The following is a 25863-nucleotide window of genomic DNA, read 5'->3' as shown; positions in this document are numbered from 1 at the left end:
TCCCCGCGAGCGGGGAGAAGGTCGCGGCAGCGGGATGAGGGGCACCCCGCATGGAGGGCGGCGCTACGTGTCGATCCTGAGCTTCATCCGGTCGGCGGCAAAGCGTGTAAGCGAAAATTCGACCGGGCGCCCGTCCAGATCGGCATTGACCGCGAGCGCCTCGAGCACGATCGCACCGGGTGAGAGCTTGAGGAGCTCGAGTTCCTCCGCATCGGCGTGCCGGGCCACGATCTCCGTCGAGACGCGAACATAATCCTCGAGCCCTTGCGCGGCGAAGGCCTTCGTGACGGAGCCGAGGCGCCCATATTGCTGCGCCATCTCCGGAAACCGCTCGGCGGGAAAATAGGCGATGGTCGCCGAGAGCGGCCGGCCATCTCCGCTGCTGACCGTGCGCAACTCGACAACCGGCGCATTCAGCGGGAGCCCGAGCGCCGCAGCGACCTCGCCGCTCGCTTGCACCTCTCTCTGACCGAGCAGCTTCGAGCCGATCTCCTGCACCTGTCCCCCAAGCCCCTGGGAAAAACGGGTGCGGCGGGAGATCGGATAGGTCACCCGGTCCTTACGTTCGATCAACGTGCCGCGTCCCTGCACGGCGCGCACCAGACCTTCCTCCGCAAGCGCCGCAAGCGCGCTGCGCACCGTATGACGGTTCACTCCGAACTCGGCCGCCAGCACCGTTTCCGGCGGTACCATCCCGGTCTCGTCATAATCGCCATTGCCAATCGCGAGCCGTATGCGGTCGGCGATCTGGCGCCAGAGTGCGACCCCCGTCTGCCGCTCGACCGTCCTTCTTCCCACCATTTTTCTTCACCGATGTCACAGGCCTGTCATTTGCGAAGGCTAGATAACTCTATAAGATGTATGATTGTCTAGATCAATAGACATTTAGGAGTATGATCATGAGCGCTACGGAAAAGCGTGCCGATCCTTCGGAGCCTGCCGCCGAACGGCGCGACGCCATGCGGCTTCTCGCACGCGCTACCCTTGCCGAGCTTTCCGCCGCCTGGGACTCGATCGCCGATAAGCCCGTGGTGGCACCGGTGCGCGGTCCGGAAACGGGGCTCGTGATGGTGCGCGGACGCATCGGTGGTAGCGGCGATCCCTTCAATCTCGGCGAGGCGACGGTTACTCGTGCCACCGTCCGGCTTTCAGGCGGCGAGATCGGCCACGGGCAATTGCTTGGCACCGACAAGGAACGCGCCCGCTACGCCGCGATCTTCGATGCGCTGTTCCAGAGCCCGGCGCATCGGCCGGCCGTGGAGGCTCTGCAGAGGCAGATTGCCGCCCGGCTTCTGGCCGAGGAACGCCGCAAAGCCGAGGAAACGGCCGCGACTCGCGTCGACTTCTTCACCATGGTTCGCGGAGAGGATTGATGACCGCCCAATCGCAAATCTATGCCGGCGGCTTTGCCGATCCGGAATTCGAGGCGCAAACCGTCTTCCGCACGCTCATGGACTGCTTTGCCCGGCCGGGCACGATCGGGCGCCTGACGGCGCTTGCGACGCCGCCCTCGCCGCTCGGCATGGCGACCGGTGCCGTTGCCCTGACGCTTTGCGATCACGACACGCCTGTCTGGCTCTCCCCTGCCCTCGTCAAATCCGCCGCGCCGAATTGGATCGCCTTCCACACCGGCGGTCCCGTTATCGAACTAAAGGACGAGGCCCGCTTTGCCTTTGTCGAGAGGGACGGCGCCGTGCCGGGCTTCGACCAGTTCGCCCTCGGCACTGCGGAATATCCCGACCGCTCGACGACGCTTGTTGTCGAGGTGGAGGCCTTGACCGGCGGCCGACCCTTCATCGGCCGCGGCCCGGGCATCAAGGACGAAGTCGTCATCGCGCCGAAGGGATTGCCCGATCTCTTCCTCGACCTCTGGGCCGCAAACCGCGCTCTCTTCCCGCGCGGCATCGATCTGGTGCTGACGGCCGAAGAGAGCGTTCTCTGCCTTCCGCGCACCACTAGATTGTCGATCAAGGGGTGAAAGCATGTACGTTGCCGTCAAGGGCGGGGAAGCCGCCATCCAGAATGCACACCGCCTCCTTGCCGATCGCCGGCGTGGCGACCGGTCGCTGCCAGCGATCACCATCGAGCAGGTCGTCCAACAGCTCGGCCTCGCCGTCGACCGGGTGATGGCGGAAGCCTCCCTCTACGATCGCTCGCTTGCCGCGCTTGCCGTGCGCCAGGCGCGCGGCGACATGATCGAGGCGATCTTCATCCTGCGTGCCTATCGCACCACCCTGCCCCGCTTTGGCTCTTCCGAGCCGATCGACACGGCCAGGATGAAAATCGAGCGGCGCATCTCGGCAACCTACAAGGACTTGCCCGGCGGTCAGCTTCTCGGCCCGACCTTCGACTATACGCACCGCCTGCTCGACCCATCGCTGCTCGGCGACGGAGCTGTCGCCGAACCGGCCCGTAAGGAGCCGGGAGAAGCGGTGATGCGCGTTTCCGACATTCTCGACAGCGACGGTCTGATCGAGGGCGACGGGACGATGCCGGAGGGCCATGTGCCGGGCGACCTCACCCGCGAGCCGATGGAATTCCCGATGCCGCGCGACCTCCGCCTTCAGGCGCTCGCCCGCGGCGACGAAGGCTTCCTGCTGGCGCTCGCCTACTCCACCCAGCGTGGCTACGGCCGCACCCATCCCTTTGTCGGCGAAATCCGGATCGGCGAGGTCGAGGTCGAGCTCGACGTGCCGGAGCTCGGCTTCGCCGTCTCGCTCGGGGTTATCCGCGTCACCGAATGCCAGATGGTCAACCAGTTCAAAGGCTCCGCCAACGAGCCGCCGCAATTCACCCGTGGCTATGGCCTCGTCTTCGGCCAGAGCGAGCGCAAGGCGATGTCCATGTCGCTCGTCGACCGGGCGCTGAGGACCGAGGAATTCGGCGAGGACATCGTCGCCCCGGCCCAGGACCAGGAATTCGTGATTTCGCACGCGGACAACGTCCAGGCGACCGGCTTCGTCGAGCACCTGAAGCTGCCGCACTACGTCGACTTCCAGGCCGAACTCAACCTGGTGCGCCGCATGCGCCGCGATTATGAGACCGCCCGCGACGGCGAAGGCGACATGAAGGAGGCCGCCGAATGAACGACCTTGCCACCTACAACTTCGCCTATCTCGACGAGCAGACGAAGCGGATGATCCGCCGAGCGATCCTCAAGGCGATCGCCATTCCCGGCTATCAGGTGCCCTTCGCTTCGCGCGAAATGCCGATGCCCTACGGCTGGGGCACTGGGGGTGTGCAGGTGACGGCCTCGATCCTCGGGCCTGATGATGTCTTGAAGGTCATCGACCAGGGAGCCGACGATACCACCAATGCCGTCTCGATCCGCGCCTTCTTCCAGAAGGTCGCCAATGTCGCTGTCACCACGAAGACGAAGGAGGCGACGATCATCCAGACACGCCACCGCATCCCGGAGGAGCCGCTTAGAGAGAGCCAGACGCTCGTCTATCAGGTGCCAATTCCGGAGCCCCTGCGCTTCCTCGAGCCGCGCGAGACCGAGACACGCAAGATGCATGCGCTCGAGGAATACGGCCTCATGCATGTGAAGCTCTACGAGGACATCGCCCGCAATGGCCATATCGCCACGACCTATGCCTATCCGGTGAAGGTCGAGGGGCGTTATGTCATGGATCCCTCGCCAACGCCGAAATTCGACAATCCGAAGATGCACAGGTCGGAAGCCCTGCAGCTCTTCGGAGCCGGCCGCGAGAAGCGAATCTATGCGGTGCCACCCTATACGCAGGTCGTCAGTCTCGATTTCGAGGACCATCCCTTCGAGATCCAGAAATTCGACAGGCCCTGCGCGCTCTGCTGTGCCGAGAACGTCTATCTCGACGAGGTGGTGCTCGACGACAGAGGCGGGCGCATGTTCGTCTGCTCCGATACCGACCATTGCGAGGACCGGCGGTGTGCAGGCCATGCCGGCCCCATGCTCGCCATAGAGGAGGCCGCCGAATGAGCGCCGTTCCGCTTCTCAAGGTCAACGACATCTCGAAGTTCTACGGAAACCGCATCGGCTGCCGCAATGTCTCCTTCGAGCTCTATCCCGGCGAGGTACTCGCGATCGTCGGCGAATCCGGCTCCGGCAAGACGACGCTGCTTTCCTGCCTGTCGACGCGGCTGATGCCGACCTCCGGCATCGTCGAATATCACATGCGCGACGGGCAATATCGCGATCTTGCGCGGATGGCCGAGGCGGAACGCCGTTTCCTGATGCGCACCGATTGGGGCTTCGTCCACCAGAACCCGGCCGAGGGGCTCAGGATGACGGTTTCGGCCGGCGCCAATGTCGGCGAACGGCTGATGGCGATCGGCGACCGCCATTACGGCAAGATCCGGGTAGCTGCCAAGGATTGGCTCGCTCGCGTCGAGATCGACGACGGCCGGATCGACGACCAGCCGCGCGCCTTTTCCGGCGGCATGCGCCAGCGCCTGCAGATCGCCCGCAATCTCGTGACCTCGCCGCGCCTCGTCTTCATGGATGAGCCGACCGGCGGTCTCGACGTCTCCGTGCAGGCGCGCCTGCTCGACCTCCTGCGCGGGCTCGTCCACGATCTCGGGCTCTCGGCGATCATCGTCACGCACGACCTCGCCGTGGCGCGGCTCCTGTCGCACCGGATGATGGTGATGAAGGACGGCGCCGTCATCGAACAGGGGCTGACCGATCGGGTGCTCGACGACCCGCGCGAACCCTACACGCAGCTTCTCGTTTCCTCGATCCTGCAGGTGTGACGCATGATCCAGAAAAGTGGACCCCGGCTTTCCGACAAGATCACGCGCAAACGAAAGTAAAAATCATGGCTACTCCGCTTGTTGTCTCAGAAGTCGCGAAGAGCTTCACGATGCACTTACGGGACGGCATCCGCCTGCCGGTAGTCGCCGATGTCTCCTTCTCGGTCAAGGCCGGCGAATGCGTCGTGCTCGGCGGCCCCTCCGGTGTCGGCAAGAGCTCGATCCTGAAAATGCTCTACGGCAATTACGGCGTCGACGAAGGCCAGATCCTGATGGAGCATGACGGTCGGCTCGTGAACCTGGCCGCCGCCGAACCGCGTCTGGTGCTCGAAGTCCGCCGTGCGACGCTCGGCTATGTCAGCCAATTCCTGCGCGTGGTGCCGCGCGTTTCCGCCCTCGATATCGTCGCCGAGCCCCTGCAGGCGCGCGGCGTCGGGTCCGAGGAGGCTCGTGAGCGGGCGGCGGAGCTATTAGCCAGGCTCAACCTGCCGAAGGAACTCTGGGCCCTGCCACCTGCGACCTTTTCCGGCGGCGAGCAGCAGCGCGTCAACATCGCCCGCGGCTTCATCACCGGCCACAAGATCCTGCTTCTCGACGAGCCGACCGCCTCTCTCGACGCCAGGAACCGTACCGTCGTCGTCGACATGATCGCCGAAAAGAAGGCGGCAGGAACGGCATTGGTCGGCATATTCCACGACGAGGAAGTGCGCGAAGCGGTCGCCGATCGCATCATCGACGTCTCGCATTTCTCGCCGAGGAAACACGCCGCATGAACACGAAGCTTGGCCTCGAGCCCTTTATCCACCCGACCGCAAGCGTCGAAAACTCGACGCTAGGCCGCTACACCGAAATCCGCGAACGCTCGCGGCTCGAAGAGGTCGAGTTCGGAGACTATTCCTACATCATGCAGGACGGCTCGGTCTGGTGCGCGACGATCGGCAAGTTCGTCAACATCGCCGCCGCCGTCCGCATCAACGCCACCAACCATCCGACCTGGCGCGCGACCCTGCATCATTTCACCTATCGCGCGCCGATGTACTGGGATGACGTGGAGCCCGACCACGACCTCTTCGCCTGGCGGCGTCAGCACCGCGTGACGATCGGCCACGACGTCTGGATCGGCCACGGCGCCACGATCCTGCCGGGCGTAACCGTCGGCAATGGCGCGGTGATCGGTGCCGGCGCCGTCGTCTCGAAGGATGTCGCCCCCTATACGATCGTCGGCGGCATCCCCGCCAAGCTCATCCGCCAGCGCTTCACTGCCGAGATCGGCGCAAGCATGGACCGGCTCGCCTGGTGGGACTGGGACCACGACAAGCTGCGCCGCGCGCTTGACGATTTCCGGCATCTCTCGGCCGAGGAATTTCTAATGCGGCATGGGTGAGGAGAAGCGGGCGAAAAGCGCTTGAGGGCGGATGAGACGGCAGTTCGCTATTTCACCGCCAACAGGCAGACATAGGAAAGCACCGTCACAAGCATTCCTCGAAATGCGAAGGCGACGCAACGGTACTTGCTGCAGGCGATCGCCGAGAGCACATCGGCATTTTTGGCATATTGACGAAGGAGGTAGGACCGGTCGCCGCTGCGTGCCGCTTCGAAAAAGGCAGTGCGATGGGCCGGCCAGGCCCCCCAGAAGAGCGACGTCGAGGTGGCGCTCTTCCGCGGCAGGACGACGAGAATCGCGGAAACGACCGAAATGATCGAGGCAATGGCAAGCGCGCCCGAGAAGACCATTGGCAACAACTCGCCCTCGACATATCGCTGCCAGGTAAACACGCTCCTTCCTTCTTGCGACGTAATCAGGAAGGCGAACATGAAGGTGAAGATATAGGCAGCCTTCTGGTCCGACATCTTGATCTGATCATGGAAGATGTCGTTTATCTTGCGGATATGGTCATAATAGGCGGACGATACATCGCCATCTGCCGGACTTTCACTCGCGAATTCAAGTTTTTGAAGATTTCCGTCGGCACTCATTCTCGAAGACTCCCAGTCCACTGTTTCCCGTTTATTACACCGCGCCGATAAAACAAGCGGACGCCCCGGGCCGACTTGACTTTTTATCCGCCGAAATCCACTGGATTCAATGCAACGAGGGGAACAGTCGCTGATGGGGGCGATACTTAAGAGAGCATTGCTCGCGGCAATGGCGCTGCACTTGCCACTGCCAGCAATTGCCGAGCCGGTGCCGCGCCCCGCTCCGGCCGCCGGCTCCATCATTGCCCGAAAGTCCGGCGAGGAGGTGCGATTCGTCGACGTTTCGAACTGGCAGGTAGTCGATCTCGCCCAGGACCTTCTTCCCGGCGACGTCTTGCGCACCAACACCACGGGCGCGCTCGCTGTTCTCTTCAGGGATCACACGCAGATCCGGCTCGGGCGAAACACGGCCTTGCGCGTCAAGGAGATCGGCGCGGGCGACTCCAAGCTCGAGCTGCAGTCCGGCACGATCTGGGCCCGCGCCGAACGCGGCGGCGAAGGCCTGGCGATCGATACGCCCGCCGCGACGGCTGCCATTCGCGGCACGGACTGGACGCTGACGGTCGGTGCCGACGGCAAGACGTCGCTGATCGTGCTCGAAGGTGTGGTCGAGCTTCAGAATGCCTATGGCAGCGTGACCGTGAAGCAAGGCGAAGGCGCCGTTGCCTCGATCGGAAGCGCACCCACAAAAATCGTCATCGTCACGCCGAAGGACCGCGAGCAGATGCTTTTCCATCTGTCGCTGCGCGACGCCTTCGTCTGGATGCCGCCGTCGCCGCTCAAAGTCTCAGACATGCGGCGGGAGCGCGGGCGAATCGAAGCGCAGCCGGAAGGCGCGCGCTCGGCAGAGGATTGGCTGACGCTTGCGGAAATCTACCTGACGCTCGACGGGCGGCAGAAGGCACAGGCGGCGCTGGAGCAAGCGCGGCAGCTCGGACTCGATCGAGGCAAGACCGCGCGCGCTACCCTCATCGAGGCACTCATCGCCGGTTCCGAGAACCGCAACGCTGAGGCGGCAAAGCTATTCGCAGAGGCCGCCCGCGGGCTCGATCCGAAACGCCGCGCCATCGCGGCCTATGGCGGCTATTTCGCCCGCGCACTCGCCGATCCCGATCGTATCGAAATCCCGCCCCGTCAGGCGGGCGGCGCTTACGGCGCGCTTGCCGAGGCCTGGACCGCAGGGTTCCGCACCGACATCCGGGCCGCCATCGAAGTGCTCAAGAAGGCGGAAAGGCAGCATCCGGACGATCCGACGCTGCCTGCCGCCCGGGCGCAGTTCGCTTTGCTGCTCGACGACCGCGATGAGATGCGCGACGGCGTGGAACGGTCATTGGCGATCGATCCCGACGACCCAACTGCGCTGGAGGCGCGCGCCAACTACCGCTTCCACCTGGAAAACGACAAGGAAGGCGCGCTCGCCGACCTCGAACGGGCCTTGAAAACGGCACCGGGCTCGCCCTCGCTTTGGAACGCGATCGGCCTCGTCCAGGGCGACCGTGGCGACAGCCGCGCCGCGGAAAGAGCTTTCAAGAAGGCGATCGAGCTCGACCCTACGGACCCCCTTTATCACGCCAATCTCGCGATACAGTATCTGGACGAGTCGCGAATCGCCGAGGCCAAAGGTGAGATCGATGCAGCGCTCGCCATCGATCCGTCCTTCGACGTCATGCTCGTGGCACGCGGCCGTTACCATCTGCAAAACGGCGATGTTGACAAGGCGGTCGAAGACCTGCTCGCCGGCTCGACGGCCAATCCAGGCTATGCCGGTGCGCAGATCCTGCTCGCGGCGGCGCATTACGAGAAGGGAGACCGGTTACCGGCGGCCCAAGCGCTCGACAATGCCGACAGGCTCGATCCGAACGATCCCGTCGTCTCGCAGGTTCGTACGGCAATCGCCATCGATGCCTATGACGCGGATGCAGCGATCCGCAACGCGCAGGAATTCATGCGGCGCAATCGGGCGAAAGGCGGCGAAACGGCAGCGCTCGGCGCCAACCAGAGGGCCGGTTCGACGCTCAACGATGCCTTTCGCCTGCAAGGTCTTGATGCTTGGGGGCAATATTATGGCGACTCCGTCTTCGACCCTTTCACCGGCGCGGGCTATATCGACCAGGCAATCCGCGGCAGCGTCGATCCGCTGTTCAACAGCTATGACCTTGCTGGCAGCCCGATAGCCAATACGGCCAACCCCTCGAGCTTTTCGGCCTTTATGCAGGGCCTGCTCCTTGAGCCGCATATGCTGGCCAGCCGAGAACGCACGACCAATCTGCTGCAGTCACCCTTCTTCGAGGCGGAACTCGGCGGTGGATTAATCGTGAACGAGGATCACACCACCGGGATGGGTGAAGCGGAGATCCGTGGCTATACGGTCTCACCGTATCCCATCAGCGTCTTCGGCAATTTCGAATGGAACGAGCCGCGCCAGACGCTGTTGGACGATGGGACTAGCCGATTCCAACGAGACCTCCGAATCCTCCGCGGCAGTGGCTATATCACCGCCACGCCCGCACCCGATGATCGTATTGTAGCCTACGCCACTTATTACGACGCGAGCGACCTCCGTCAGTTGCTCCCTCTGCCGTCCCCCGTGACGATCGACGACGACTCTTCCCTGCTTTTCTCCGGCGCTGCCTGGAGCCACACATTTGGCTACCGAAACATCGCCAACGCGGCCGTCTTCTTCACCGACAACGATATCGGCAACCACAGTCACTTTGAGGATCCGACTTTTGAATTCACTTCCGATGAAGAGACAAAAGAAAGGACCTATATCGCGGCGTTGAATCACCTTTATGGCGTGGACGATCTGACCTGGCGTTATGGCGTAGAAATTGGCGCTGTGCGGACCAGTACCAGAATCTCCAGGAGCGTGGGCATACCACCGCTCCCACCGGTACCGCTCCCCGATTCGGTTGAATCGGCAACGCGAACGGTGGCAAAGGCGTATATAGACGGGCTTTACGAGGTCACCCCGGATCTCAAGCTCGAAGGTGCATTGTTCGGCCGCTACATCGAAGACGTCAACGATAACAACATCCGCCTCGAACCGAAGTTCGGCATCGCCTGGGCGCCCGCTGAAGGTCACTGGCTGCGGGCCGCCGTCCAACGCGAAGGCTTCAACTTTAACGCTGCGACTCTCGCGCCGGTCGGTATTGTCGGGCTGCAGCCCAATCAATTCCTCATTGGTGCGGAAGGCTACGCCGATACGGTGGCTTTCAGGTGGGATGCGGAGTGGAGCGACTGGCTCTTCACCGCTGTCGATTACCAACACCAGGACATCCGTAACGGCTCAATCGACTTTCCGCTTCTTGCGGTGGAGTACGACTTCGACCGGGCGCGGCTCGATCATGTTTCTCTGACCGCCAATCTGGCACTTGGGCACGGCTTCGGCCTTTCCGCAGCAATCGCCAGGACGGAGAGCGAGGACCTTTCTGAGGTGCCCAATAACCCCGCACGGGAACTTCCATTCCTGCCGAAGAATACCGGTCAGATCGCGCTGACCTGGGTGAATACGGCGAATGTCAAGGCCACCGTTGCGGCGAACTACATAGGCGAGCGAAGCGACCGCAGTGCTACTCTGGACGACTTCTGGACCCTCGACGCCTCGCTTCAATGGGAGCCTTTCGACAAACGCATCGAGGTCGAATTGGCCGGATTCAACCTCCTCGACGAGGAGTTCGAATTGAGCGACGGCCTTCCCGGCTGGGGTCCAACCGTCAAGGGCACGGTCCGAGTGCGTTTCTGATGAACGATTCTCGTCCGGCACCTGCGCTTGAAGTGGCATCTGAGGACCGACGCCGCCGCATTTCGCCCCGCCAGGCGAAGCTCGCCGCCCTGGCCGGCTTCGTTGCCATTCTCGTCTCGCTCGCCTCCCTCACCGGCGCCTGGTCACTCGCCGATCTTAGAGCCTACGACTATCTTTCGACCTTCGGCCGACCGGAGCTGCCTGCAGATGGGCCCATGATCGTCGCGATCGACGAGCCCTCGATGGCGGAGATCGGCAGCCAGTGGCCCTGGCCGCGTGCGCTGCATGCCCGTCTGATCGAAGCGCTCCGGAGGGCCGGGGCGCGGACCATCGCGCTCGATATCGTCTTCGCGGAACCGGCCGCAGCCCCCGAAAACGATGTGGCGCTTGCCGCAGCACTCGGACCGGACATCGTATTGGCCGGCGACCAGTCGCTGATCGAGACGCCACAGGCCGAACAACTCGTTCGCACCGAACCCTTGCCGCTCTTTATCGACCGGGGCGCAAAGGTCGGCATCGCCTCGGTCAATCTCAGCGAGGACGGGACGCTCCGGCAAGTTCCCGCCTATGCGGACGGCTTCGCCGCAGCGCTCGCGACCGTTGCCGGCGCGCGACCGGCAACGCCCCCGAAGGGGGCCCTGATTCAGACATTCGGTCCGGCACGGACCTATCCGACCGTCTCCTATTACCAGGCGCTCGACCCACCCAATTTCCTGCCCGAGGGGATCTTCCGCGATCGTGTCGTCATCGTCGGCTTGAGCCTGCAGAATTCGCCCTCGATCGCCGGTGGGGGAGTCGACGCCTTCGCCACCTCCGACACGGTCCATTCGCGCAGCCTCGTCGCCGGCGCGGAAATCCAAGCGACCATCTACGACAATCTCGTGCATCGGCTGTTCGTCGAACGCGCGGATGCCGGAATTGCCATTTCGGCCGTGCTGCTCGCGGCGCTTGCCGCGGCGTTCAGCGTTTTCGGGTCCACCAGCTGGAGAACGCTCGGCTATGGGGCATTGGCGCTGACGTTCATCTTGCTTACGAGCTACGCCCTCCTCTTGTTCGGCCGCCTCTTCGTCTCGCCGATCGGTCCCAGCCTCGCCTTCCTCGGCGTCGCTGCCGGCCAGGCGGGGCTCGACTATGCCGAGGAGCGCCGCCGGCGCCGAGAAATCACCCGCGCCTTTTCGCAATATCTCTCGCCGGCGCTGGTCGAACGATTGGCGCAGGACCCGTCGCAATTGAAGCTCGGCGGCGAGCGGCGGACACTCACCATCCTCTTTTGCGATATCCGCGGCTTCACCACGATCGCGGAGGACATGAAAGACGATCCGGAAGGTTTGACCGCACTGGTCAACCGGCTCCTGACACCTCTGTCGGACGCCGTTCTCGCCCAGGGCGGCACGATCGACAAGTATATCGGCGATTGCCTGATGGCTTTCTGGAACGCGCCGCTCGAGGATCCCGATCATGCGATCCACGCCGTGGCGGCGGCACGCGACATGCTTAACGCACTCGCCTGCGTCAACGGCGAACTCGAGGCCGAAGCCAAGGCGGTCGGACGCGTTCCGCGGACGCTTCGCATCGGGATCGGCGTCAACACCGGCGAATGCATCGTCGGCAATATGGGTTCGGCGCGTCGCTTCGATTATTCGGCGCTCGGAGACGCGGTCAACCTCGCCTCGCGCCTGGAAGGGGCGTCGAAGGATTATGGCATCCCGCTGCTCCTTGGTGAGCGCACCGCCGCTCTTGCAGCCGCCGAGTTTCCAATCGCCGAGCTCGACCGGGTCAACGTCAAAGGACGGAGCGCTGTCACCCCGGTCTTCACGGTGGCCGAGGGCGCCACGACGACGGCACTTGCGCGTCACCGTGCCTTCATCGAGGCGAGATATCGCGGCGAAATCACCGTCGACGGTGGCATTTTCGACGAACTCAAGGCGGAGTTACCCGCGCTCGAACGATACTATGAGCGCGAACGGGAACGGCTGGTCCAGTAGAGGCGGAGCCCTCGGTCAAGCGCCCCGCCACATGGGTCACAGCCTTCCAAGCCGCCGGATATTGCCCGCGAGATCTGCGGCAAGCCTCAGCGAGGCGGCCGTTGCCCCGACCACCTGCGGCAGGAGCAGCCATTCGAGCGTCCAGGCGGCGCCCGAGCGTTCCTGCTCGTGCACCAGCGCCTGGTGGATCCCGGAGACCTGCGTCGCGTTGAACCGCGCAAGCGCCACCAGCACCTCGGCTGCGACCGGGTTCTGCTTGTGCGCCATGGCCGAGGAGCCGCCGCCGCCTGAAAGCACGATCTCGTCGCCCGCCTGCGCCATCAGGGCGACGTCCTGACCGAACTTGCCAAGGCTGCCGGTGATCAGCGAAAGCAGGTGGACGAAATCGGCGATCGCCGAACGCTGGCTGTGCCATTGCGGCCAGTCGATGAGCGACAGTTCCTCGGCCAAGGTTTCGCGCACGGCGTCCGCCTTGTCCTTGAGCTTTTCAAGCGTTCCGGCTGCGCCCCCGAACTGCACGGCGAACAGGTCACCCTCCATAGCCTCCAGCCTGTCCTGATGGTCGAGCAGTGGCTCGACCCAGCTACGCAGGCGGTCGGCGACCGTGATCGGAATGGCTGGCTGCATGCGTGTGTGGCCGGTCAACGGCCGCTGCCCCCATTGGCGGTCGCAGTCCTCAAGTGCTGAAACGACGGTCCCCAGCCGGGCGGCGAAAAGCTCGGCGATCGCCTTCAGCCGCAGCATCAGGCTGGTGTCGGTGGTGTCCTGGCTGGTGGCCCCGAAATGAACGTGCTCCGCCGCCGCTTCGCCGACGGCTAGTCGCAATTGGCGGACGAGTTCCGGCACGACGACGCCGTCGATCGCCGTCGTCCGGCGCAAGGCGGCGACGTCCGGAGAAAAGCCTCGGCAGGCCTCCGTTATGCGATCAGCGGCCGCATGCGGGATGACGCCATGCTGCGCTTCGGCGCGTGCGAGCGCCGCCTCGAAGGACAACATGGCACGGATATCGGCGGCGACGGAGAACTCAGCCGCCACCGCTTCGTCACCAAGCAGTCCCGATAGATAGGGGTGGTCAAAGGCCGAATAGGTCATTCCGCATCTCCAGGTTCTGAACGGCTGAGAATGGCGTGGTCCAGGAGGATTGTTTGCGTCTCTCCCTGGAGATGTAATTGAAAGATAAGTAGGCTCCGCGGCGGTCGCGGCAAGCTCCCCGAGCCCCTTTACGGCGCACGTCCTGCGCGGGCTTTGCTCGTTCGCACGGCAGCGGCAAGAAAGCCGCGCATCGCCGCGACCAGCGCCCCGGGTTGCTCGATCGCGGGAATATGCCCGGCATCGCGAATGACCTCATAGCGGGCCCCGGGAATAAGCCTGGCCATCTCCTGCACGAGATCCGGCGGCGTCGAGCCGTCCTGATCGCCGACGACGCAGAGCACCGGCACGGCGATCTTCTTTGCGGCTTCCGTATAATCGGCATTGCGGATCGCGGCGCAACTGCCGAGATAGCCCTGGAGAGGCTGGCGAACCAGCATGTTGCGATAGCCGACGAAGGCGACATTCTCCGGGCGACGGTACGCCGGCGTGAACCAGCGCTCAAGCACCCCATCGGCGATCGCTTCGATGCCGTGCGCTTCGACCGCGGCAATGCGGGCGTCCCACATCTCGGCCGCGCCGATCTTGGGCGCAGTGCCCGAAAGCACGAGCGCGCGCACCAGATCGGGGCGCAGCCGGTAAAGCGACTGCGCGATCAGCCCGCCGACCGACAGCCCGCAGACGATCGCATGCTTGACGGCGAGACGCTCGAGTAGCCCAGCCAAGTCACTCGCGTGATCCTCGATCGAATAGGGAACCTGGCCGACATCGGAAAGGCCGTGGCCACGCTTGTCGTAGAGCACCATGGCGTAATCGCCGGCGAGATTGAGGACGACATCACGCCAGATCCGGAAGTCCGTGCCGAGCGCGTTGATGAAGACGAGAACCGGCCTTTCCGTGACGGCGCCGACCAAGCGATAGTGGATGGTGATATCGTTGATTCGGGCGAACTGCATAGCAGATTTCCTCTGTCGCCAAGGGGCGCCCCACAGCGCCGCAGCCAAAATGGCTGCTAGCGAAACGCATCTGCAAGCGGAACGTTCAGTTGAGGCTGACGGACTGAGCTTGCCGCTTTCCGCTGCAACGACCTGGTCTCAGGACCTAATAACCTCGCGCCGCGCCGGCGCCGATGCGGCTGTCGACGGCGCCGTTGTAGCGTGCGCCACCACCCGCTTGGATCTCGCTCACGCTTTCTCCACCGACGAGAATGCCGGTCGCCTGTCCCCAGATCGTCCAGTTCTCGTCGATCTCGACGTCGTGACCCATCGCCGAGAGCAGCTTCAACGTATCGGGCGAGAGCGCATAGGGCTCCATGAATACCTTGTCCGGCAGCCATTGATGGTGGATTCGCGGCGCGTCGACTGCCTCCTGAATATTCATGCCGTGATCGATCACGTTGAGGATTGCCTCCAGCGTGATGGTGATGATGCGGGCCCCGCCTGGGCTGCCGATCACCATGAAGGGTTCGCCGTTCTTGGAGATGATCGTCGGGCTCATCGAGGAAAGCGGCGTCTTGCCCGGGGCGATCGCGTTCGCCTCGCCCTGCACCAGCCCGTAGAGATTGGGTGCTCCGGGCTTGGCTGTGAAATCGTCCATTTCGTTGTTGAGCAGGATGCCCGTCCCGGGCGCCACGACTCCAGCACCGAAGGAGCCGTTCAGCGTATAGGTGACGGCAACGGCGTTCCCCTCGTCGTCGACGATCGAATAATGCGTCGTCTCGCTGCTCTCGCCGAAGCCCGCCGGCTTCAGCAACTCGGATACCCCGGCCTTGAACGGGTCGATCTTCTTTCGGATCTCCTCGGCGTAGGCCTTGTTCGTGAATTTGGCGACCGGGTTCTCGACGAAGTCGGGATCACCGAGTGCCGTGTTGCGATCGACATAGGCGTGGCGCATGGCCTCGACCATTGCATGCACGGTCTCGGCGGAGCCGTAGCCGAGATAGGGAAGCGGGTAGCCTTCGAGAATGTTCAGGATCTCACAGATGATCACGCCACCCGAGGAGGGCGGTGGCGACGAGACGACTTCGTAGCCACGATAATTGCATTTGACGGGCTCGAGCTCGCGCACCCGATATTGCTCGAAATCCTGTTTGGAAAGAATGCCGCCCTTTTCAGCGCTGGCTTTGACGATGAGGTCGGCGATCGCGCCCGTGTAGAACGCATCCGGCCCCTCCTCGGCGATTCTTGACAGCGAGGCGGCAAGATCGGTCTGGACCAGGCGATCGCCGACAGCCCGCGGCTTGCCCTCGGGCGTCAGGAAGATCGCCGCGGCAGCCGCATCCTTCGCCAGCCGCTCGGCCGCGCGCTCGAAAACATCGGCATCGCCTTGCTGCAGAACGAAGCCCTCCCGCGCCAGCTTGACCGCCGGCTCGATCAACTCCTTCAGCGGCCGCGTTCCGTAGCGGGATCGAGCAAACTCGAAGCCCGCTACCGGCCCGGGCACGCCGACGGCGAGATAGCCATCGGTGCTCCGGCCTTTGACGAGGTTGCCATGGTCGTCGAGATACATTGCCTTTGTCGCGGCAAGCGGCGCGCGTTCGCGGAAATCGAGAAAGGTGGACTTGCCGTCCTTGAAGCGGATCGTCATGAAGCCCCCGCCGCCGATATTGCCGGCGGTCGGGTAGACCACCGCAAGGGCGTAGCCGACGGCGACCGCCGCATCGACGGCATTGCCACCCTTCTTCAGCACCTCCAGTCCGACATCGGAGGCGAGATGCTGGGCAGTGACCACCATGCCGTGCTCGGCTTTGACGGGCGCCGGCGATGCCGCCCACGCCGGATGCGGCAATACCGCGGAAAACGCCAGCAGAAGCGCGAAGGACAGACGTTTCAGATTGGAAGTCTTCATGGACACCCCCCGCCTTACGCGCGCTCGTGCCGCGCTGCGACTCTTAATCGGAGCTTCAACCACTGACTGTAGCATCAAATCCCGCCGCCAACAGAGCTAATGTTCGATGCATCGCAGCGATGACGCTTCCACGGCTCATCGCAGGTAAATGGAGCGGAACTTCCCTCTCCTCCTGCTGTTAGGATCAACTCGCGGGACGGCACGTTCCGCTATCGGATCCGCCACGTCTGCGCGAGCTTTCCAGACGGAGGCTGAAATGGCAGGACTAATCTTATCACGCCGACACACGCTGCTGCTTGGGCTTGGGACAGCGTTCGGTTCCGCGGCCGGCATCTTGGGCGCGTCGCCGGCAAGAGCTCAGTCGGACCTATCCGACGAAGACATTTTCAATTTCGCTCTGAACTTGGAATACATGGAGGCGGAATACTATCTGCGCGGCACCACCGGCAGAGGCATAGCCGAGGAGGACATCGGATCCAAGGCCGGAGAGGTCAAGGGTGGTCACGAGGTCAACTTCGAATTCAAGTACATTCGCCAGTTCGGAGAAGAGCTGGCGCAAAATGAGCTGGCGCATGTCCGCTTCTATCGAAAGACGCTTGGCGAAAAGGCGGTGAGCCGCCCCGCCATCGATTTTGAGGCCGGCTTCAAGGGTGCGGCCGAAGCGGCCGGTCTCGGCAGTGACTTCGATCCCTTCGCAAACGACATGACCTTCCTTCTCGGAGGAATGCTCTTCGAAGACGTCGGCGTCACGGCCTATGCTGGCGCGGCGCCGCTCATCAAAGAGAAAAAACACCTGGAGGCGGCAGCCGGCATCCTCGCAGTCGAGGCCTATCATATGGGCATGGCACGATCGCAGCTCTACAGGATGGGCGAGAAAGCCTGGGAGGCAGCCAACGCGATCTCAGACGCTCGCGATAAGGTGGACGGTTCGGAAGACAAGGATCAGGGCATCCAGGTAGAAGGAAAGGCAAACTTCGTTCCCTCCACTCAAGATGCGATGGCGTTCAGCCGCACGCCGCAGGAAGTGCTTCGAATAGTTTACCTGAGCGACAAGGACGGCACTTCTAGTGGCGGCTTCTATCCAGAGGGCATGAACGGCGCGATCAAGAGCACGTGAGGGCAACGAGCCGCGAACCGGCCGGATGCTTGGTCAGAAGCAGCCGGCACTTTCGCGCCAATGCTTGGCTACACGGTAACCCTTTCGGGCTAACCCGAACGGGCGAGGTCGATTGACGATATAGCCCCGCCGTGACACTCTGCCGATGCGCAGCAATGCGGCACCTCTGTTTCGTATGTTCACCCCCTAACTGGAGGATCGCGCACATGCGGCCGGATGATTCCGCCGAGCTTCAGGCCAGTCGGCCAATTGCAGGCCAGAAAATCGCAAGTTGCACCCCTTCCTCTTTGAGCGACCCAACAATTGCCGTCATTGTGCCGTTTGTGCATGTCGCTTCGCTTATCGGGAGGGCACAAGCGAGCACGGCAAGGTGTCTCTATGAAGGGGAAATAACTGTATGAAAGTTCTGTTTGCCGGCGGAAATGGCTACTATCCCGAGTTCAGCGGCGGCGTTCAGTCGAGCACGCATCATCTTGTCCAGCAACTGCGCGACCGCGGTCACGAGGCCGGGGTCCTGGCCGCGCTCTTCGGTGACGGCCTTTTCGGCCTGAGGGCGCGATTCAAGCTCAAGTTGTCCGGCGAGCGCGGAGTCATCGACAACTTTCCGGGCTACCCGGTCATTCGCGGCTGGTTTCCCTGGGAAGCGGCGGGCGTTGCCGTCAAAAAGCTCCAGCCGGACGTTGCCGTGGTGCAGTGCCACAAGTCCGTGCCGATCGGCAAGGCGCTCGAGGCATACGGGGTACCCCTGGTCGTCTATCTGAGAAATGTCGAGTTTCAAGAGCTCGCCGGCGACCTGCGCGAACTGACCGCCGCTCTCTACATTGCCAATTCGGAATTCACCGCCCGAACCTACAAGCAGAAGTTCGGCATCGATTCGGTCGTCATCCCGCCGACGATCAATCCCGCGACCTACAGGACCGCAACCAGCGGGCAGTATGTCACATTCATCAATCCCTACCAGGAGAAGGGCTTTGAGCTGGCGGTGCAGATCGCCGCCCATTGCCCGGACATCCCCTTCCTCTTCGTCGAAAGCTGGAAGCTTGCCGATGATCATCGCGCGGAGATCGAAAAGATCATCGCGCCTCTCAAGAACGTGCGGCTTGAAAGCCGCACCAGCGACATGAAGACCGTTTACGGCCGCACGCGGATCCTGCTTGCGCCGAGCAAGTGGGAAGAGGCCTGGGGCCGGGTGGCCTCCGAAGCCCATTGCAGCGGCATTCCAGTGGTCGGCTCGCGTCGCGGCGGACTGCCCGAAGCGATCGGCGAAGGCGGCATCGTGCTCGACTATGACGCGCCGATCGACGAATGGACGGGGGCCATCCGGCGCCTCTGGAGCGACAGGCCCGAGTATGAGCGGTTGTCGGCGGCCGCGACGCGATTCTCCGAACGCCCGCAGATGCAGCCGGAGCGGCAGTTCGCGGCCTTTCTCGAGGTTCTCGAGCGCGCCGCCGCAGGCCGCCCCACTGAGCGCAAAGCGTCCTGAGGCGAGCAGGCATGCGCATCGGTTTTGTCGTCGGGCAGTTTCCGCAATTGTCGGAGACCTTCGTCGTCGGCCAAATGGCCGGCCTTCTTAACCGCGGCTTCGAGATCGAAGTCGTCTGCAACGGCATTTCGGACAATCATACCGCCCATCGCGGCCAGGAGCCCGTCGCAACGCTCCTCAAGCGAACCCGTGACTGGTGGGGTGCGGCGGCGCGCGCTCGCCCCACCTTGCGGCGCCTGCCGCCGAAGCTTCACGACAAGCTGTCGACCGCCCTCGACCTCACATCGGTGGCAAGGCTGAATGGCTGCGACGTCGTGGTTGCCCATTTCGGCCACAATGGCGCCCGCGCCGCCCGGCTGAAGAAATGGAAGCGGCTGAAGCCCCCGATCGTCACCATCTTTCATGGCTACGATGTCGGCGTCCCGATGCATGCGGGAGATCTCGGCCGTTATCGCGACCTCTTCCGGTACGGCACGCTGAACCTGACCGTGAACGATCTCTTCCGTCGCACCCTGGTCGGGGCTGGGGCGCCCAAGGAGAAGGTTGCGGTGCACCACATGGGTATCGACCTCGAGAAGATTCCTTACAGCTGGCAGTCCTGGCGCGGCACGGCGCTGCAATTGATCTCGGTGTGCCGGCTCGCCGAGAAGAAGGGTGTGGAGTTCGCGCTTCGCGCGCTTGGCCAACTGGCGGCGAGGGCGCCGGAGCTTGCCTGGCACTATACGATCATCGGCGACGGTCCATTGCGCAAGAGCCTCGAAACGCTTGCAGCTGGGCTCGGTATCGCCGGGCGGGTCACTTTCCTTGGCAGCCTCGCCCACAAGGAGGTCAAGGGATGGCTGCGGCGTTCGCACGCCTTCGTCCTGCCGAGCGTCACCGCCAGGAACGGCGATGTCGAAGGCATTCCGGTGGCGCTGATGGAAGCGATGGCCGCCGGGTTGACGGTCGTCAGTTCCGACCACTCCGGCATTCCCGAACTGATCGACGACGGGGAAACGGGATTCCTGGCGCCCGAACGGGACTTCGAGACGCTTGCGAACCGCCTTCATTTCATCGCCGAGCATCCGGAGCGCTGCGAGGCGATCAGTCGGGAGGCAAGGAAAAAAGTCGAGACGGAGTTCGACATGGAGCGTCTCGACGACGAATTCGCCGCTATCCTCAGCCAGTTCGGCAAAGCGAGGCGAGCCGCTTGAACAAAGAACACCTGCAATTCGGCCGTCTCGCGCTTCACGGCGGGCTGGTCACCGGCGGCGCGCAAGCGGTTCGCATGGCGATCCAGTTCGTCTCGGTCGTCGTGCTCGCCCGTCTGCTGGCACCGGAGGATTTCGGTCTCGTCGCCTCCGTCAGCCCGATCGTCGCCTTCGTCGGTTTGTTCCAGAATCTGGGGCTGCAGCAGGCCGTCATCCAGCGCAAGGAGATTACGGAGCGCCAACTCAACCAGGTGTTCTGGATCAGCACCCTCGTCGGCCTCGTCTGCACTGCCGTCGTCGTCGCGCTCTCGCCGGCTGTGGCTGCCTTTTACGGTGATCGGCGGATGACGGCGATCGCCATCGCCGCGGCTCTGCCTCTGCTTCTCGGCAGCCTCGCGGCGTTGCCGCTCGCGCTGATGAACCGGCATCTGAAATTCGGTCAACTCGCGCTGAACGACGTCTGTGCGGCATTCGCGGGCCTTCTCGTCACCGCCACGGCAGCCTGGTTCGGCATGGGCTATTGGTCGTTGGTGATCGGCCCCGCCGCTTCCGCCTCGCTCGCGCTGATCGCCGCGTGGCTTTCGACACGATGGATGCCCGGCCGACCGGAGTTCAGGGTCGACCGGGACATCATCTCCTTCGGGGCCAATCTCACGGGCTTCAATCTCGTCAATTTCCTCTCCCGCAATCTCGACAACATCCTGATCGGCAAGTTTTCAGGGCCGGTCGAACTCGGCTATTACGACCGTGCCTACAAACTTTTGCTGTTCCCGTTGCAAAACATCACGCAGCCGCTTTCCCGCGTGATGATCCCGCTGATGAGCCGCATCCAGGAGGAAAAGGCGCGCTTTCGCGACATCTATCTGCGCACCAACTGGCTGCTCGCGATGATCACGATGCCAGGCATCGCGGCGCTCACCATGGCGGCCGCGCCGACCGTCAGCATCCTTTTCGGCGAAAAATGGCTGCCGGTCGCGCCGATCTTCACCTGGCTCGGGGTCGCCAGCCTGATGCAGCCGGTTTCGAGCACCACCGGCTGGATCTTCATCTGCCAAGGCGAGACGAAGACGATGTTCCGCTGGGGCATCTACTCGTCGCTGACGACCGTGGTCGCCTTCATGGTCGGCCTGCAATGGGGCGCCGTCGGCCTCGCCGCCGCCTATGCGGTGAGCGGCTATATCCTGCGCCTTCCCGTGCTGGCATGGCTCCTGCAGCGGCTCGGGCCGGTGTCGGCAGGCGACTTCCTGCTGGTGCAGGGTCTCTTTCTTGGATCGGCGCTTGTCGCCTGGCTCGGCTACGGCCAGCTGCCGGAATCGCTGACCGGAACCTCCGACACGCTTGCGCTCGGCTCTGCCATCTGCCTCAACTATGCTGTGGCGCTTGTCTTCGCGTTCGCCCTACGCCAGCCGCGCCAGGTCCTCCTCGACGTCCTCAAGCGGGGGCTGAGCGCCCTTCGGCGCTGAGCGGTCGAGCAGCGGGCGGATGAGATCCGCCGCCGACATGGCCGAGGCGTGCTCCTCGAGCACCGCCCCGAGGCTGACGGCGCGATAGTGATCCAGCGCGCCCACGAAGCGGTCGAGCTTTCCGCATGCCTCGTCCGGCGTCACCGCATCGATGTCGAGCAGCACGTCGGAAACGCCGATGCGCTTGGCAAGCTCCTTGGTCTTGAACTCGTAGGCAATCGGCAAGACCGGCGTTCCGACGCAAAGCGACATGATCATCATGTGCATGCGGGTCGCCACCACGAAATCGAATTCCTTGACCGCCGCCATCAACTGTTCCGGCGTGTGGAAGGACGCGTCGACCGTGACGTGGCTCGCGATCTCAGGCGCGAGCCCCTCAACAATCACCGTTGCCGTCTTCGAATCGTCGTGCGCATATTCCGGCACGCCCTGGCAGGTGGAGATGAAGGTGACCTGCTTGCCGTGATCGCGTACGAGCCGCGTCGCGATCTCGCGGACGGAATCGATATAGCGACCCATGCCGCCCTCGCCGTCCTTCACATAGTGCCAGTGCCGCACCGAAATGCCGACCCGGCCCGTCGGTGCCGGGCGCCCGACGATCGTGAGTGCCTTGACCCGCTCCACATCGGCGAGCGCAAAGACGGCATCGGCGACGACATGGCACTTTTCGGGATTGTCTACGAGGTCGAGTATGTGCTCGCGCGAGCGCTCATCGCGCAGCAGGATCAGCGGGCTCCGCGCGAATACCGGCTGCAGCATTCTGCGGTTATAGGGCTTGTCGAATGGACCTAGCGACTGGGTGAAGAAGATCGGTCTCTTGCCGAGCATCTCGCCGACCTTGAACTCATTGATGCGTCGCTCGAGCGAGTAGTTCTCGACGAGGTAGGTACCGCCGGTGGTGATCACCAGGTCGGCGTCCCTGTAGAGCGCCAGGCTCTTTCGATCGTCGTCGCTGAAGAAACGCCGATCGAGATAATTGCCGCTGCCCACGTGGCGAAGAGCGTGGAACACCGCCTGGTTATAGACCTGCTTCAGCGCGTTCTTGACGGTGTTTTCGTCGTATTTGTACTTGAAGAACGATTCCGACGGGAGCTTTCGAAGTTCGATGTCGGGATAATCCTCCTTGGGATACAGACGTGCCGCAATCTCCGGCTGGCTGTCGAACACGAGAAATTCGGCACTGTCGCCGAGGATCGTTTTCAGGATATGCCGGATCGCGAGAAGGATCGCCGCATCGCCCGTGTTCAGGCAGACGGTGTTTTCGACTACAACTTTCATGCTTCGTCATCCCCGTGTGAAAAGCCATTGAAGATAAGGAGGTAGCGCCGGCTGATTTGCGACTTGCAGGCTTTGTTCCATCTTCGAAGAACAACCAGCAATGCGTTCTGTCGTGAAGTTTTGGTGAATTCATGGCCGTGCCTTGCCAAGGTTCTGACGGTACGAACGCTAGTGCATCGGCACGATTCCTCGTTTACCGCTTGCTCGTGCGCCAATGTGGGGCCATGCTGCGCTTGGACCCGGCGGTATGCCAAACAGAGGCCAAGTCTGCAACGCTTGATTTCGACCTCGCCAGCATGGCGGGATCCTCATGTTGTTCCGACGTTGCAGCAGGACATCGCCTCGCGCGAGCCGACCTCGAAATGCTTGTCGTGCTGCCTTGCTGATAGTTCTTGCGGCGAGGAGGTCGGTATGTCTATGCGCTATGCTGTCCAACCGTTACAACCCGGCGACCGGCCCCCTAACGTCGTGCTTGACGCGGTCTCACGTGACGGGACGATCGCACTTGATGAGTTTCGCGGCCGTAGCCCCGTGTTGATTGGTCTGTTTCGGGGCCTGCTGTGTCCGTTCTGCAGACGCCATGTCGCTGCAATGGCACAGCTGAACCCGGCCCTCCGGGAAAAAGGCATCCACTCTCTGGCGGTGGTAAACACCCCGGTTGAAAGAGCGAGACTTTATTTTCGCTACCATCCGATATCCGGTCTTCTTGCTGCATCCGATCCGGAGCGAGTTTCGCACCGTGCCTTCGGTCTGCCCCTCCTCGAAATAACGGAGAATGAGACCGATTGGCCAAGCAAAGTCGGAATGGATATGGTCATGACAATGAGGGTCGAGCAGCCGGGAGAACTGCCTGAACCGATGAATCCAGCCGCCGCGGGCGACCTGCTCAACGAGAAGGATGGCTACGAGATCATGGAAGCCGATCAGCAGGTGAGAGTGCCCGGCCATTTGCAGCTTGTCGGTCAGTTCCTCCTCGACCGCGACGGTGTGGTGCGCTGGAGCTTCACCGAAGTGGAGGGGGAAGGCCGGAATATGTGCCGCGCGCTCAATCCCGAAGAATTGATTTCGGCAGCCGCCCAAGTCGCATCTTGACATCAGATACTTGCTCGGACCGCCGGCAGGCGGTGCCAGCGTCAGGCGTCTCGCCATCAAAGCTTTCGCACTATCGGAGTAGCGGCCGCAGTGCCGCTTGCGTCTCCTGAAGCAACGGCAGGTATCGTTCAACCAGTTCGAATGCCGCGACATGGGCGGCCGGTGCGCCTATATTGAGTGCCGCCACCACCTGGCCGCGGGCGTTCATCAACGGCACCGCGATCGAGCATAGGCCAAGTTCGAGTTCCTGATCTATCACCGCATGGCCTTCTTCGCGGACGCGGCGAAGCTCCGCCATCAGCTCCTCCGGATCGGTCTTCGTCCGCGGCGTATTGGCCTTCAACTCCGTACGGGAAAGAATTTCGCGTGCTTGCGTTTCGGGAAGCGCGGCGAGCAGCACCCGACCCATCGAGGCGCAATAGGCGGGAAGGCGGGAACCCGGCATCAGATTGATCGACATCACCCGCCGCTGCGAGGCGCGCGCCACATAGACCACTTCGGTGCCGTCGAGCACCGAGACTGAGGCGCTCTGGCCGGCCTTCTCCGAGAGCTGGTCGAGATGGGGCTGGACGATCATCGACAGGGGTGTCGCCGAGAGATAGGCATGGCCAAGCCGCAGAATTTTCGGCGTTAGCGTGAAGAACTTGCCGTCATAATCCGCGTAGCCAAGCTCCGACAGCGTCAACAGCGAACGCCGCACTGTCGCGCGGTCGAGCCCGGTGATCTTGGCGGCTTCGGCGATCGATAGCCGCGGCCGTGCCTCGCCAAAAGCCTCGATGACCTTCAGGCCGCGTGCAAATCCACTGACGAAATCCGTTTCTCGCATGGTCCGCGCTTCCTCTTTCATTGCCGACTTTGTGCGGTATACAAACAAATGTCAAATAGCGCACAAAAGAAATTGACCGGCGGAAGAAACAGGCGCTTATTTCCGGCAGTTGCCGCTGACGCGGGTGGCACCTGCCCTCGACAGTCCGGCAAATCATTGGAGGAGATAATGGCTCGCATCCAGCCGCTTGCCGAAGCCGTGGCGGACAATGTCCGCGACGGCGACGCCGTGTCCATGGAAGGCTTCACGCATCTGATTCCCTATGCGGCGGGCCACGAGGTCATCCGCCAGGGCAGGAAGGACCTGTTCCTCATCCGCATGACGCCGGACATCCTTTATGACCAGCTGATCGGCGTCGGCGCCGCCCGGGCCATGAAGTTCTCCTGGGGCGGCAATCCCGGCGTCGGCTCGCTTCACCGCTTCCGTGACGCGGTTGAGAACCAGTGGCCGCGGCCGCTTGAGATCGAGGAACATTCACATGCGGCAATGGCGAACGCCTATGAAGCGGGCGCGGCAAACCTGCCCTTTGCCATGCTGCGCGGCTATATCGGCGCCGACCTGCCCAAGGTGAACCCGAACATCAAAAGCGTCACCTGCCCCTTTACCGGCGAGACACTCGCCGCCGTGCCGGCGATCCGGCCAGACGTCACGATCATTCATGCGCAGCGCGCCGATCGTAAGGGCAACGTGCTGATCGAAGGCATCGTCGGCGTGCAGAAGGAGGCGGTGCTGGCCGCCAAGCGCTCGATCGTCACCGTCGAGGAGATCGTCGAGGAACTCGCCCCACCCTCCCCAAATTCCGTGGTGCTGCCAAGTTGGGTGGTGACGGCGATAGCCCATGTACCGGGCGGCGCCTTCCCCTCCTACGCGCACGGTTATTATGCGCGGAACAACGCCTTCTACATCCGCTGGGACGAGATAGCCCGCGATCGGGAAAGCTTCACCGCCTGGATCAAGGAGAACGTGCTCGACGCGAAGCCGGAAGACTTCGCCCGCCATGCCGCGAAGAATTCGGTCAAGGCTGCCTAAGGAGGCGA

At 63.1% G+C, this 25863-nt stretch carries 22 protein-coding genes; 15 read left to right on the top strand and 7 right to left on the bottom strand.

Going from position 1 to position 25863, the window contains the following annotated elements:
* Window positions 1-63: 63 nt before the first annotated feature.
* The gene (gene phnF, locus J2Z31_RS03220; protein WP_209600432.1) at window positions 64-801 is read right to left on the bottom strand and encodes a phosphonate metabolism transcriptional regulator PhnF; all 738 of its coding nucleotides are present in this window, start codon (window positions 799-801) and stop codon (window positions 64-66) included.
* 98 nt (window positions 802-899) lie between these two features.
* Between phnF and phnG the strand changes: the two genes are divergently transcribed.
* The 7 genes from phnG (at window position 900) to J2Z31_RS03185 (ending at window position 6118) form a co-directional block, all read left to right on the top strand.
* The gene (gene phnG, locus J2Z31_RS03215; protein ID WP_209600431.1) at window positions 900-1373 is read left to right on the top strand and encodes a phosphonate C-P lyase system protein PhnG; all 474 of its coding nucleotides are present in this window, start codon (window positions 900-902) and stop codon (window positions 1371-1373) included.
* Window positions 1373-1978 (top strand): phosphonate C-P lyase system protein PhnH, encoded by a 606-nt coding sequence (phnH, locus tag J2Z31_RS03210; RefSeq protein WP_209600430.1) that lies wholly within the window; start codon window positions 1373-1375, stop codon window positions 1976-1978. Before phnG ends, phnH begins: the two co-directional genes overlap by 1 nt.
* 4 nt (window positions 1979-1982) lie before the next feature.
* Window positions 1983-3086 carry a carbon-phosphorus lyase complex subunit PhnI gene (locus tag J2Z31_RS03205; RefSeq protein WP_209600429.1) on the top strand — a complete coding sequence of 368 codons (1104 nt, stop codon included), beginning with the start codon at window positions 1983-1985 and terminating at the stop codon, window positions 3084-3086.
* Window positions 3083-3961: an alpha-D-ribose 1-methylphosphonate 5-phosphate C-P-lyase PhnJ gene (locus J2Z31_RS03200; protein WP_209600428.1), complete on the top strand. Its 879-nt coding sequence runs from the start codon at window positions 3083-3085 to the stop codon at window positions 3959-3961. The genes J2Z31_RS03205 and J2Z31_RS03200 overlap by 4 nt, the downstream gene beginning before the upstream one ends.
* Window positions 3958-4734: a phosphonate C-P lyase system protein PhnK gene (phnK, locus tag J2Z31_RS03195; protein WP_209600427.1), complete on the top strand. Its 777-nt coding sequence runs from the start codon at window positions 3958-3960 to the stop codon at window positions 4732-4734. Before J2Z31_RS03200 ends, phnK begins: the two co-directional genes overlap by 4 nt.
* Window positions 4735-4799: 65 nt before the next feature.
* Complete coding sequence (gene phnL / locus J2Z31_RS03190) at window positions 4800-5507, top strand: phosphonate C-P lyase system protein PhnL (RefSeq protein WP_209600426.1); 708 nt, start codon at window positions 4800-4802, stop codon at window positions 5505-5507.
* Window positions 5504-6118, top strand: a complete 615-nt coding sequence (locus J2Z31_RS03185; protein WP_209600425.1) for a DapH/DapD/GlmU-related protein — start codon at window positions 5504-5506, stop codon at window positions 6116-6118. Before phnL ends, J2Z31_RS03185 begins: the two co-directional genes overlap by 4 nt.
* A gap of 47 nt (window positions 6119-6165) precedes the next feature.
* Here the strand turns inward: J2Z31_RS03185 and J2Z31_RS03180 are convergent, their stop codons facing one another.
* Window positions 6166-6711, bottom strand: a complete 546-nt coding sequence (locus J2Z31_RS03180; protein WP_209600424.1) for a Pycsar system effector family protein — start codon at window positions 6709-6711, stop codon at window positions 6166-6168.
* A 133-nt stretch (window positions 6712-6844) separates the two neighbouring features.
* Here J2Z31_RS03180 and J2Z31_RS03175 point away from each other — a divergent pair, with 133 nt between their 5' ends.
* Both J2Z31_RS03175 and J2Z31_RS03170 read left to right on the top strand, forming a co-directional pair.
* Entirely contained in the window at window positions 6845-10456 is a 3612-nt protein-coding gene (locus J2Z31_RS03175) for a FecR domain-containing protein (protein WP_209600423.1), read from the top strand.
* Window positions 10456-12441, top strand: coding sequence for a CHASE2 domain-containing protein (locus J2Z31_RS03170; protein ID WP_209600422.1), 1986 nt, complete (start codon window positions 10456-10458; stop codon window positions 12439-12441). The genes J2Z31_RS03175 and J2Z31_RS03170 overlap by 1 nt, the downstream gene beginning before the upstream one ends.
* Before the next feature lie 36 nt (window positions 12442-12477).
* On the opposite strand, the gene J2Z31_RS03165 is transcribed toward J2Z31_RS03170, so the two are convergent.
* The 3 genes from J2Z31_RS03165 to ggt form a co-directional block, all read right to left on the bottom strand.
* The gene (locus J2Z31_RS03165) at window positions 12478-13533 is read right to left on the bottom strand and encodes a 3-carboxy-cis,cis-muconate cycloisomerase (RefSeq protein WP_209600421.1); all 1056 of its coding nucleotides are present in this window, start codon (window positions 13531-13533) and stop codon (window positions 12478-12480) included.
* Between the two features lie 128 nt (window positions 13534-13661).
* Window positions 13662-14486 (bottom strand): 3-oxoadipate enol-lactonase, encoded by an 825-nt coding sequence (pcaD, locus tag J2Z31_RS03160; RefSeq protein ID WP_209600420.1) that lies wholly within the window; start codon window positions 14484-14486, stop codon window positions 13662-13664.
* Between the two features lie 145 nt (window positions 14487-14631).
* On the bottom strand, window positions 14632-16377 hold the full coding sequence (ggt, locus tag J2Z31_RS03155) for a gamma-glutamyltransferase (protein ID WP_209600419.1): 1746 nt from the start codon (window positions 16375-16377) through the stop codon (window positions 14632-14634).
* A gap of 256 nt (window positions 16378-16633) precedes the next feature.
* On the opposite strand from ggt, the gene J2Z31_RS03150 reads away from it, so the two are divergent.
* From J2Z31_RS03150 to J2Z31_RS03135, 4 genes are all read left to right on the top strand, one after another.
* Window positions 16634-17494 carry a ferritin-like domain-containing protein gene (locus J2Z31_RS03150; RefSeq protein WP_209600418.1) on the top strand — a complete coding sequence of 287 codons (861 nt, stop codon included), beginning with the start codon at window positions 16634-16636 and terminating at the stop codon, window positions 17492-17494.
* Between the two features lie 397 nt (window positions 17495-17891).
* Window positions 17892-18977 (top strand): glycosyltransferase, encoded by a 1086-nt coding sequence (locus J2Z31_RS03145; protein ID WP_209600417.1) that lies wholly within the window; start codon window positions 17892-17894, stop codon window positions 18975-18977.
* A gap of 11 nt (window positions 18978-18988) precedes the next feature.
* Window positions 18989-20170, top strand: coding sequence for a glycosyltransferase (locus J2Z31_RS03140; RefSeq protein WP_209600416.1), 1182 nt, complete (start codon window positions 18989-18991; stop codon window positions 20168-20170).
* A complete protein-coding gene (locus tag J2Z31_RS03135) occupies window positions 20167-21630 on the top strand; it encodes a lipopolysaccharide biosynthesis protein (protein WP_209600415.1) in 1464 nt (487 codons plus the stop codon). The genes J2Z31_RS03140 and J2Z31_RS03135 overlap by 4 nt, the downstream gene beginning before the upstream one ends.
* Here the strand turns inward: J2Z31_RS03135 and J2Z31_RS03130 are convergent.
* Entirely contained in the window at window positions 21565-22908 is a 1344-nt protein-coding gene (locus tag J2Z31_RS03130) for a polysaccharide pyruvyl transferase family protein (RefSeq protein ID WP_209600414.1), read from the bottom strand. The genes J2Z31_RS03135 and J2Z31_RS03130 overlap by 66 nt on opposite strands.
* Before the next feature lie 411 nt (window positions 22909-23319).
* Here J2Z31_RS03130 and J2Z31_RS03125 point away from each other — a divergent pair, with 411 nt between their 5' ends.
* Window positions 23320-24000 (top strand): peroxiredoxin-like family protein, encoded by a 681-nt coding sequence (locus tag J2Z31_RS03125; protein ID WP_209601047.1) that lies wholly within the window; start codon window positions 23320-23322, stop codon window positions 23998-24000.
* A gap of 70 nt (window positions 24001-24070) precedes the next feature.
* Here J2Z31_RS03125 and J2Z31_RS03120 read toward each other — a convergent pair whose 3' ends face one another.
* Window positions 24071-24826 carry an IclR family transcriptional regulator gene (locus J2Z31_RS03120; protein ID WP_209600413.1) on the bottom strand — a complete coding sequence of 252 codons (756 nt, stop codon included), beginning with the start codon at window positions 24824-24826 and terminating at the stop codon, window positions 24071-24073.
* Window positions 24827-24994: 168 nt separating this feature from the next.
* Between J2Z31_RS03120 and J2Z31_RS03115 the strand changes: the two genes are divergently transcribed.
* A complete protein-coding gene (locus J2Z31_RS03115; RefSeq protein ID WP_209600412.1) occupies window positions 24995-25855 on the top strand; it encodes a CoA transferase subunit A in 861 nt (286 codons plus the stop codon).
* Window positions 25856-25863 lie beyond the last annotated feature (8 nt).

Source organism: Sinorhizobium kostiense (assembly GCF_017874595.1).
Taxonomy (GTDB): Bacteria; Pseudomonadota; Alphaproteobacteria; order Rhizobiales; family Rhizobiaceae; genus Sinorhizobium; species Sinorhizobium kostiense.
Note: the sequence above shows the minus strand (reverse complement) of the source record. Positions and strands in the feature narration are given on the sequence as shown.

Excerpts from the sequence above, each read along its gene's own strand:
- phnF (WP_209600432.1), bottom strand. The coding sequence starts at position 801 with ATGGTGGGAAGAAGGACGGTCGAGCGGCAGACGGGGGTCGCACTCTGG.
- phnG (WP_209600431.1), top strand. The coding sequence starts at position 900 with ATGAGCGCTACGGAAAAGCGTGCCGATCCTTCGGAGCCTGCCGCCGAA.
- phnH (WP_209600430.1), top strand. The coding sequence starts at position 1,373 with ATGACCGCCCAATCGCAAATCTATGCCGGCGGCTTTGCCGATCCGGAA.
- J2Z31_RS03205 (WP_209600429.1), top strand. The coding sequence starts at position 1,983 with ATGTACGTTGCCGTCAAGGGCGGGGAAGCCGCCATCCAGAATGCACAC.
- J2Z31_RS03200 (WP_209600428.1), top strand. The coding sequence starts at position 3,083 with ATGAACGACCTTGCCACCTACAACTTCGCCTATCTCGACGAGCAGACG.
- phnK (WP_209600427.1), top strand. The coding sequence starts at position 3,958 with ATGAGCGCCGTTCCGCTTCTCAAGGTCAACGACATCTCGAAGTTCTAC.
- phnL (WP_209600426.1), top strand. The coding sequence starts at position 4,800 with ATGGCTACTCCGCTTGTTGTCTCAGAAGTCGCGAAGAGCTTCACGATG.
- J2Z31_RS03185 (WP_209600425.1), top strand. The coding sequence starts at position 5,504 with ATGAACACGAAGCTTGGCCTCGAGCCCTTTATCCACCCGACCGCAAGC.
- J2Z31_RS03180 (WP_209600424.1), bottom strand. The coding sequence starts at position 6,711 with ATGAGTGCCGACGGAAATCTTCAAAAACTTGAATTCGCGAGTGAAAGT.
- J2Z31_RS03175 (WP_209600423.1), top strand. The coding sequence starts at position 6,845 with ATGGGGGCGATACTTAAGAGAGCATTGCTCGCGGCAATGGCGCTGCAC.
- J2Z31_RS03170 (WP_209600422.1), top strand. The coding sequence starts at position 10,456 with ATGAACGATTCTCGTCCGGCACCTGCGCTTGAAGTGGCATCTGAGGAC.
- J2Z31_RS03165 (WP_209600421.1), bottom strand. The coding sequence starts at position 13,533 with ATGACCTATTCGGCCTTTGACCACCCCTATCTATCGGGACTGCTTGGT.
- pcaD (WP_209600420.1), bottom strand. The coding sequence starts at position 14,486 with ATGCAGTTCGCCCGAATCAACGATATCACCATCCACTATCGCTTGGTC.
- ggt (WP_209600419.1), bottom strand. The coding sequence starts at position 16,377 with ATGAAGACTTCCAATCTGAAACGTCTGTCCTTCGCGCTTCTGCTGGCG.
- J2Z31_RS03150 (WP_209600418.1), top strand. The coding sequence starts at position 16,634 with ATGGCAGGACTAATCTTATCACGCCGACACACGCTGCTGCTTGGGCTT.
- J2Z31_RS03145 (WP_209600417.1), top strand. The coding sequence starts at position 17,892 with ATGAAAGTTCTGTTTGCCGGCGGAAATGGCTACTATCCCGAGTTCAGC.
- J2Z31_RS03140 (WP_209600416.1), top strand. The coding sequence starts at position 18,989 with ATGCGCATCGGTTTTGTCGTCGGGCAGTTTCCGCAATTGTCGGAGACC.
- J2Z31_RS03130 (WP_209600414.1), bottom strand. The coding sequence starts at position 22,908 with ATGAAAGTTGTAGTCGAAAACACCGTCTGCCTGAACACGGGCGATGCG.
- J2Z31_RS03125 (WP_209601047.1), top strand. The coding sequence starts at position 23,320 with ATGTCTATGCGCTATGCTGTCCAACCGTTACAACCCGGCGACCGGCCC.
- J2Z31_RS03120 (WP_209600413.1), bottom strand. The coding sequence starts at position 24,826 with ATGCGAGAAACGGATTTCGTCAGTGGATTTGCACGCGGCCTGAAGGTC.
- J2Z31_RS03115 (WP_209600412.1), top strand. The coding sequence starts at position 24,995 with ATGGCTCGCATCCAGCCGCTTGCCGAAGCCGTGGCGGACAATGTCCGC.